The following is a 365-nucleotide window of genomic DNA, read 5'->3' on the forward strand; positions in this document are numbered from 1 at the left end:
GAGAGAACGGGAGGCGGGGTCTGTGCGCTGGCAGGTGACGGGTCGGCGGCTCGCCTTCGCCACGCCGTGGCTCGGCGTGTGGTTTCTGGACGTGGAACGGCCCGACGGCACGGCCGGCGAGTATCACGTGGTGCAGCTGCGGGACCTGGCGGTGGTCGCCGCCGTGGACGAGACGGACCGGGTGCTGATGATGTGGCGGCACCGGATCGCCACGGACAGCTGGGGGTGGGAACTTCCCATGGGTCTGGTCGAGGACGGCGAGGATCCGCAGGCCGCCGGAGCGCGGGAACTCGAGGAGGAGACCGGCTGGCAGCCCGGGACGATCAGCCCACTGATCTATGCGGAACCCGCCGGTGGAATCACTG

General features: G+C 70.4%; 1 protein-coding gene. It reads left to right on the forward strand.

Annotation, left to right across the window (positions count from 1 at the left end; translation table 11 throughout):
* Positions 1-22: 22 nt before the first annotated feature.
* Positions 23-365: NUDIX hydrolase (locus tag G6R24_RS21440; RefSeq protein ID WP_163550893.1), on the forward strand; the 343-nt coding region annotated here is incomplete at its 3' end.

Origin of the sequence: Candidatus Frankia nodulisporulans (assembly GCF_902806475.1) — a bacterium.
GTDB classification, from domain to species: Bacteria; Actinomycetota; Actinomycetes; order Frankiales; family Frankiaceae; genus Frankia; species Frankia umida.